Raw genomic sequence first — 7,684 nt, 5'->3', positions numbered from 1 at the left:
GTTGGCGGTTCGGTCGAGAACGTTCGACCGGGTGTGGCTTTCGTCCGCCATCACCGCGACAGACCCCCTCTCCCCCTGAGGGAGAGGGTTGGGGTGAGGGGTGAACCGCCACGCCCGGCAAGCCCCCTGAACGCCCAACGAACCCCTCTCCCCCTGAGGGAGAGGGTTGGGGTGAGGGGTGAACCGCCAGGCCTGCCGATGACCCACCGCCACGCCCTCGCCTTGCGGGAGAGAGGCGAGAGCCCCAAAGCCGCGGCCTTCCATTCCTCTCCGCCAGCGTCCTCCCCAAGTCTCCGGATCCGACTCTCCGTCCCACCACGCCCGCGCTGGCGTGACAAAACGGCGCGGACCAAATATATGCGTTCTGCTTGCAAGCTCTGGCGTGCCGAGTCTTGGCCCTGGACCGCCCATCGGAATGGCTTTTCTGGCCCTGCTGTCCATCAGCCATTAAAATATTTGAAATCAACTGTGCCCACAGTCGGGAACTAATCCAGTCCTGGGGTGGGTGAAAGAGATGATGTCGACGTTGAAGATGCGGCTGCCGGTGGCCCTCGTGGGCCTCGGTCTCGCCTGTGCGGCGGTGATGGGGGCCATCGGCTGGCTCGGCGCCCGCGAGGGCCTGGACCAGGCCGCCGTGGAGCGGCTGTCGCTGGCGGCGGACGCGCGGGTCGATCTTCTGGAACTGACGGTGGAGCGGATCCGCTCCGACATCGACACCCTGGCCTCCACCTCGGTCGTCTCCGCCAGCCTGCCCGAACTGGACAAGAACCTGGAGCTGAACGCCCAGGAGTTCGAGAAGACCAAGGCCTATTTCGGCGCCGGCGCCTCGGCGGAGCGCGCCGCCCGGGACGGGGCGGACAGCCAGACCATGTACGGCTTCCGCCACGCCAAGGTGCACGCCACCCTGGTGAAGGCGCGCGACCGGTCCGGCTATGCCGACATCCTGCTCCTCGACCCGAACGGGCGGGTGATCTACTCGGTCGACAAGGGCACCGACTTCGCCGCCAGGATCGACGATCCGATGATGGCCGGCAGCGGCCTGAAGACGCTGTTCGAGGCCATGCGGGACAGCGCCGGGGCGGAGCACTTCGTCGATTTCCAGCCCTATGCGGCTGCGGACGGCGCTGTTTCGGCCTTCATCGGCCTGCCGATCGTGCGGCGCACCAACGCCGCCATGAATTCCTCCCAGGAGGAGGTGCGGGCCGGCTATGTGGTGATCCGCATGACCCCGTCGGTGTTCGACGCGGTGATGTCCGGCCGCAGCGGCCTCGGCGAAACCGGCCAGACCATCGCGGTCGGGTCGGACGGGGTGCTGCGCTCCAACCCGCCGCTCGGCGAGGTGAAGGCCGGCAGCCCCGTGACGGCCATCGGGCTCGACCCGGCGGCCGTGGCGCCGGCCGGCGAGGTGATCACCTTCGAGGCGGCGGGCGAGACCGTGATGGCGGTGGCCATGCCGGCCTCCGTGCTCGGCAGCACCTGGACGATCTACGCCCTGCAGGCCACCCGCGAGGCGCTCGCCGCCGCGGCCGGGATGAAGAACTCCATGCTGCTCGCCGCCACCATCATCGGCGTCGCCACGGTGCTGCTCGGCTGGCTGGTGGCGCGCGCCATCACGGGCCCGATCGCAGCGCTGACCGGCGCCCTTCGCGGCATGGCGAACGGAACCAACGACGAGGAGATCGCCGGCCGTCACCGCAAGGACGAGATCGGCGAGATCGCCCGCGCGGTGGAGCAGATCCGCGAGGTGACCCAGGCCGAGGCGCACCGGCGCGCCGAGACCACCGAGGAGGAGCGCCGCCAGCGGGAGGCGGAGCGCCGCGCCATGACCGAGGCGCTCGCCCGCGAGTTCGAAAGCCGCGTCGGCAGCGTCGCCGCCAAGGTGGCGGCGGCCGCGGAGGACCTGGAGACCTCGGCGGGCGACATGGCGCGCCTTGCCCAGCAGGCCCGCGAGCGCTCCGGCACCGTGGCGGACGCCTCCGAGGCGGCGAGCGGCGACGTGCGGTCGGTGGCCTCGTCGTCGGACGACCTGTTCGCCTCCATCCGCGAGGTGTCGGACCTGATCGGCCGGTCTGGCCAGATCGCCGGCGAGGCGGACCGGCATGCCCAGTCGACCACCGCCATCGTGGAGAGCCTGTCGGTCACCGCCTCGCGCATCGGCACGGTGGTGGACATCATCCAGTCGATCGCCGAGCAGACCAACCTTCTGGCGCTGAACGCCACCATCGAGGCGGCGCGCGCCGGGGACGCGGGCCGCGGCTTCGCGGTGGTGGCCGGGGAGGTGAAGAGCCTTGCCGGGCAGACCGCCAAGGCCACGGAAGAGATCGGCGCCCAGATCGCCGCCATGCGGGCCGCCACCGGCACCGCGGTGGACGCCATCACGCGCATCCGCGGCGTGGTGGGCGAGATCGGCGAGGCGGTCGGCTCCGTGGCGTCCGCCATCGAGCAGCAGTCCGCCGCCACCAGCGCCATCGCCCGCTCCGCCCAGAACGCCGCCCAGGGAACCTCCACGGTGACCGTCAACATCTCCGACGTGCGCTCCGCGGTGGGGACCACCGACGAGGCCGCCGGCCGCGTGGTGGAACAGGCCCGCTCCCTCGGCCGGGAGGCCGGCGACCTGAAGGCCGGCCTGGAGCGCTTCGTGGCGCAACTCCTCGCCGCCTGATCCCCGGGCTCGTGACGTCCCGACCGGTCGGAACGTCACGAGCGCCGGCGATCCCGAACGTGCGCGGGCCGGTCCGGCCGGGGGCGCGGGACGGCCGGGCGTCATCGTCCGTTGCATGCGCCGCGGTCCGACCGGCCGATGCCCGGACCGTCGCGCCGTCGGCCGAGAGGCGCCCTCCGGTCGGGACCGCCTCGCCCGGCGTCAGTCGCCGAGCATGATGGTGCGGGTGATCTCGATCCCGAACCCGGCGAGGCCCACGTAGCTGCGCTCGCGCGTGGCCACCGTGGCGATCGACTTGATGCCGAGATCGCGCAGGATCTGCGCGCCGATGCCGATTTCCCGCCACCGCTGCATGCGCCGGATGGCGCTGCCGTGCCGCTCGCCGTCGACCCCGTCCTGGCGCGTTTCGGACTGGTCGAGAAGGTCCTCCACCACCGGGTTGCGCAGGAACATCAGGATGCCCCGGCCGCCCTCGCGCTTGAACGCGTCGACGGCGCTGTCGACCCAGGTGCGCTGGCCTTCCAGGCGGTTGAAGAGATCGAGCGCGGGCTGCTCCCGGTGGATGCGCACGGGCACGTCCTCGCCGTCGCGCACGTCGCCGAACACCGCGACCACGTGCTGCATCGGATCGAACGGGGTGCGGTAGGCGCACACCGTCGCCGGCAGGCCGCCGATCGTCATGGCGCGCGACACCACCTTTTCGGCGAACCGCTCGGTGCGGATCCGGTAGGCGATCATGTCCTCGATGGAGATGATCCGGAGCCCGTGGGTGCGGGCGAAGGCGATGAGTTCGTCCAGCCGCTTGACGGTGCCGTCGTCGTTGACGACCTCGGCGAGCACGCCGACCGGCTCCAGGCCGGCCATGTGGGCGAGATCGACGGCCGCTTCCGTGTGGCCGGACCGGGTGAGCACGCCGCCGCCGCGCGCGATGAGCGGGAAGATGTGGCCGGGTCTGAGAAAATCCGTCGCGGCCGTGTTGTCGTTGGCGAGCGCCCGCACCGTGTTGGTGCGCTCGTCCGCCGAAATGCCCGTGGTCATGCCGACCTTGTAGTCGACGCTGACCGTGAAGGCGGTGCGCAGCGGATCCAGGTTGTTGGCCACCATGGGGGGCAGGTTCAGCCGGTCGGCCCGATCGCCCGTCATCGGCACGCAGATGATGCCGCTGGTGTGGCGGATCATGAAGGCCATCTTCTCCGGCGTCGCCCGGGCGGCGGCCATGATGAGGTCGCCTTCGTTCTCGCGGTCCGTGTCGTCGACCACCACCACCAGTTCGCCCGCGGCGATCGCCGCGACCGCATCCTCGATCCTGTCCAGCTGCATGACCGGCCCTTCCACTCCCCGCCGGTCGCGCTTGCCGCCCGGCCGGGTGCTTCCTTCTAGTGCATTCGATGGCGCGCTTGGAAGCCTCCGTCGGTCGAAGCGGGCGACGGGTGGGTCGGTAGGCCTGTCGGCGAGCCAAGGGTTGACGAGACCTCGACAACCGGTGACCCACGCCGACAAGTCCCAAGGCCGACCGTCTCGGTCCATGCGGGCTTCGCGTTGGAAAGCGGCGCCCTGATCTTGAACTGGCGGCCGTCTGGAACCGGTCCTCGAGTGCGGGGACCGACCCCGTCCCGGTGGTCCATGGGCGCTCGACGGAGGGGTGCTGTCGCGGCGGCCGAGGAGCGGAAGCGCGACCGCACCGCGGCCTTTCACGGAAGACGGATGACGTAGTGCTTGCGCGTGGTTTCCACCACCTCCCAGAGACCGGTGAAGCCGGGGCGGATGACGAAGGTATCGCCTTCGCGAAGGACGTGGGGCGCCTCCGCGCCGTCCTCATGGAGGATGCTGATGCCGGAGACGATGGAGCAGAATTCCCATTCGTCGTAGCTGATCCGCCAGACGCCCGGAGTGGATTCCCAGACCCCCGCCAGCATCCGGCCCGCATCGTCCTCCACCAGGCTCCAGGTGCGATGCCGCGGCGCGCCCTTGACGATCCGATCCGGCGCGGGAGCACCATCCTCCGGTTCGATGGCGGACAGGTCGAACGGGACGAAACGCGGCTTGGACATGGGCTCTCTCCGAACAGGGCGCCGAAACCCTAGGCCAGCCCGGCGCCGGGCGGAAGGCCGGATGAGACCGGACCCGGTTGGGGGGTGCCGTGCCGGCCGCGCGTGAGCGCATCCGCGCCCCGATGCATCCGGCATGCCGGGCGCCGGACCGGCTCCATCACGACGGCGCGGTCCGTTCGGCGGCAAGGGCCGGCTGCAGGGCGTCCGGCATCAGCGGCTTGGAAAGCCAGCCGTCGAACAATCCCGGTTCGCAGTTGCGGCGCGTCTCGGCGCTCATGTCAGCCGTCAGCGCGACGATCCGGGGTTGCGGACGGTCGGCTGCCGCGTAGGCGGCCCGGATCCGGCGGCTGGCCTCGATCCCATCCACCTCCGGCATGTGGAGATCCATCAGGATGGTGTCGATGGGGTCCTCGTCCGGTGTGGCGATCCGTGCCTCCACGGCGGCGACGGCCCGACGTCCGTCCTCCGCGACCAGGACCCGGTGGCCGATCTTTTCCAGGATGCCGCGACCGAGCAGGAGGTTGATGTCGTTGTCGTCGCAGAGGAGCACCAGTTGGGACCGGTCCGGGGAGGGCGCCGCGGCGGCGACATCCACCGGGTTGTCGGCCGCATCGGAGTCGAAGGCGCGTTCGCCGAGGAGCGCCCGCACGCTCGCCTGCAGGGTCCGCGCCCGGACGGGCTTGACCAGATAGGCGTCGACGCCGGCGGCCTGCAAGTCCGGCAACAGCGGGCGCTGGCGCGGCTCGATCAGGATGCCGACCGGCGCATCGGTCGTGGCCCGGATCCGATCCAGGATGGCGAACGGGTCGCCCGCGCTGGCGTCGAGGAGCACGGCATCCGGCCGGGCACCGCCCGCCAGTTGACTTTCCAAGTCCCGCTGGCTGACGAGGTCCACGTCGGCACCGAGGTCAAACAGGCGGCGCACCACCAGCGGCCCTTCCACCAGGGCATGGGAGACGACCAGGAAGCGCCGATCGGCGAAGGGCCGCATGCTGGAGGCGGCCGTGAGGGCCGGCGACGGGACCGCCGCGCCGGCGCCCTGACCGAGGCGGGCCGCCAGCAGCGCCTGGGCGGCGCGGGCGCCGGTGGTGGCCTCGGCCGGACCGCTCTCCACCGCCGCGTCCCCGTCCTCTGGTTTCGTCGCCTCGGTCGCGTCGGCTTCGGCTTCTCCGCGCGCCGGGATGTCCGCGCGGAGGCGGATCGTGAAGGAGAAGCAGGCACCGGCGCCCGGCGCCGTATCCAGGTGGATGTCGCCACCCATCAGGCGAACGAGGCGGCGGGCGATGGCAAGTCCGAGGCCCGTCCCGCCGTGGCTGCGCGACGGCCCCGGGCTCGCCTGCTCGAACTCGCCGAAGATGCGCTCCGCATCGGCCGGTGCGATGCCGATGCCGGTGTCCCGGACCAGGAAGACGACCGGCACCGTCCCGTCGCTCCCCATGCGGCCCGCCGGCAGCACCTCGATCGCCACGCCCCCTTCGGCAGTGAACTTCACACCGTTGCCGGCGAGATTGAACAACACCTGTTTCAGCCGGATCGGGTCCGCGTGCACGGTCTGCGGCAGAGCCGGATCCACGTAGACAGCAAGTTCGATGCCCTTGGCCGATGCCCGTGGGGCAAGAAGTTCGGCCAGTTCCTCGATCGTCTCGCCGAGGGGGATCGGTCGCTCCTGCAGGTCGATCCGGCCGGCTTCGATCTTCGCGAAGTCGAGAAGATCTTCGATCAGGAGCAACAACGCCTCGCCGGACGTCTCCACCGCGCGCACATAGGTCCGCTGCTCCGCCGTCAGGCTGGTCTGCAGCAGAAGGCCGGTCATGCCGAGGACGCCGTTCAGCGGCGTCCGGATCTCATGGCTCACCATGGCCAGAAAGCGCGACTTGGCCGCGCTCGCCGCCTCGGCAAGGTCTCGCGCCTCCGCGAGCGCGTCCTCCACCGCCTTGCGGGCGGTGATGTCCCGACCGACCGTCTGGATGCCGGCGAAGACACCGTTCTTGGCGATCGCCCGGTCGGTGAAGGTGAACCATCGCACCCCGTCCGGGAAACGAAGCGGGAGGTCACCGGTCAACCACCCCGGACGCGCCGCGGGCCCGGTCGCCTCCGTCGTCGACAGCGCGCCGGCCGCCGTCGCTCCATCGCGTGCGGCACCGTCCGGCGTGTCGGCGGCGAAGAGGCTGAGAACGTCCGTGAGACGGGCGCGGATACCGGCCCAGCCATCGTCGGCAGGGATGAGGCCCGGGTCGGCAGGGTCGGCCGCCGAGACCAGGGCCGGCGGCGCGTCGGCGCGGGGCAGGTCCGCCGCCAGCCGCCAGAACGGCTGGCCGACGAGCCGTGACGGCGTTTCGCCCAAGAGGTCGGCCAAGGCCCGGCTCACAAACGAGACGCGGTCTTCCGAATCGGTCCGGATCACCAGATCGCCCGATCCGTCCAGCACTTCGTCCAACTGGACCAGCCGGTCCCGGAGGCCCCAGGCCTCGTCGTGGGCGGCTTCGGCGAGAGGGCGTCCTGCCGTGCCATCCGCCGCCGGCGCGACGGTGCTCCGGCGTGCCCCGATCACCGTGGCGGCGATGGCGCAAAGGGTCGCCGCACCCGCAAGAGCGGCCGGGACCGGCCCGCCGGAACGCAGAAGGGCGACCAGAAGCGCCAGGCAAAAGACCGCCCCGGCCGCCCCGGCCGCGAGCGCGACCGCGGACCGCGGGTCGGAGACGCGCCCGCGGCTGGACGGCATGCCGGCATCGAGCGGCGTTCGCCGCGTCGATGCGCGGGTGCCTTGGCTTGGACGGCCGGTCGCAGCCGGTGGGCGCACGGGTGTGATCTGTTTCATCGGCGTCCGCAAAGGGTCGTCGCGTCCAGTCCTTGGCCGCGCCACGACAGCGGCGAGCGCTCCCGGTCCCCCACCTGCTCGCAGCCGCCGAGCGCCGCCGGACGGCGGGTCGGAACAGCGATGACGGTCCGGTACACGGTCGGGCGCTCCCGC

At 71.4% G+C, this 7,684-nt stretch carries 4 protein-coding genes; 1 reads left to right on the top strand and 3 read right to left on the bottom strand.

Annotated features, from left to right (window positions below; translation table 11 throughout):
• Positions 1-514: 514 nt before the first annotated feature.
• Positions 515-2,662 (top strand): methyl-accepting chemotaxis protein, encoded by a 2,148-nt coding sequence (locus BUQ68_RS15635; protein ID WP_075216920.1) that lies wholly within the window; start codon positions 515-517, stop codon positions 2,660-2,662.
• Between the two features lie 201 nt (positions 2,663-2,863).
• On the opposite strand, the gene ribB is transcribed toward BUQ68_RS15635, so the two are convergent.
• From ribB to BUQ68_RS23335, 3 genes are all read right to left on the bottom strand, one after another.
• Positions 2,864-3,982 (bottom strand): 3,4-dihydroxy-2-butanone-4-phosphate synthase, encoded by a 1,119-nt coding sequence (ribB, locus tag BUQ68_RS15630; RefSeq protein WP_075216919.1) that lies wholly within the window; start codon positions 3,980-3,982, stop codon positions 2,864-2,866.
• Positions 3,983-4,353: 371 nt separating this feature from the next.
• A complete protein-coding gene (locus BUQ68_RS15625; protein ID WP_075216918.1) occupies positions 4,354-4,713 on the bottom strand; it encodes a cupin domain-containing protein in 360 nt (119 codons plus the stop codon).
• 157 nt (positions 4,714-4,870) lie between these two features.
• A complete protein-coding gene (locus BUQ68_RS23335) occupies positions 4,871-7,435 on the bottom strand; it encodes an ATP-binding protein (protein WP_075216917.1) in 2,565 nt (854 codons plus the stop codon).
• Between the last annotated feature and the right edge of the window lie 249 nt (positions 7,436-7,684).

The organism is Mongoliimonas terrestris (assembly GCF_001927285.1).
GTDB classification, from domain to species: domain Bacteria; phylum Pseudomonadota; class Alphaproteobacteria; order Rhizobiales; family Pleomorphomonadaceae; genus Chthonobacter; species Chthonobacter terrestris.
Note: the sequence above shows the minus strand (reverse complement) of the source record. Positions and strands in the feature narration are given on the sequence as shown.

Coding starts and splice junctions, on each gene's coding strand:
- BUQ68_RS15635 (WP_075216920.1), top strand. CDS start 515: ATGATGTCGACGTTGAAGATGCGGCTGCCGGTGGCCCTCGTGGGCCTC.
- ribB (WP_075216919.1), bottom strand. CDS start 3,982: ATGCAGCTGGACAGGATCGAGGATGCGGTCGCGGCGATCGCCGCGGGC.
- BUQ68_RS15625 (WP_075216918.1), bottom strand. CDS start 4,713: ATGTCCAAGCCGCGTTTCGTCCCGTTCGACCTGTCCGCCATCGAACCG.
- BUQ68_RS23335 (WP_075216917.1), bottom strand. CDS start 7,435: ATGCCGTCCAGCCGCGGGCGCGTCTCCGACCCGCGGTCCGCGGTCGCG.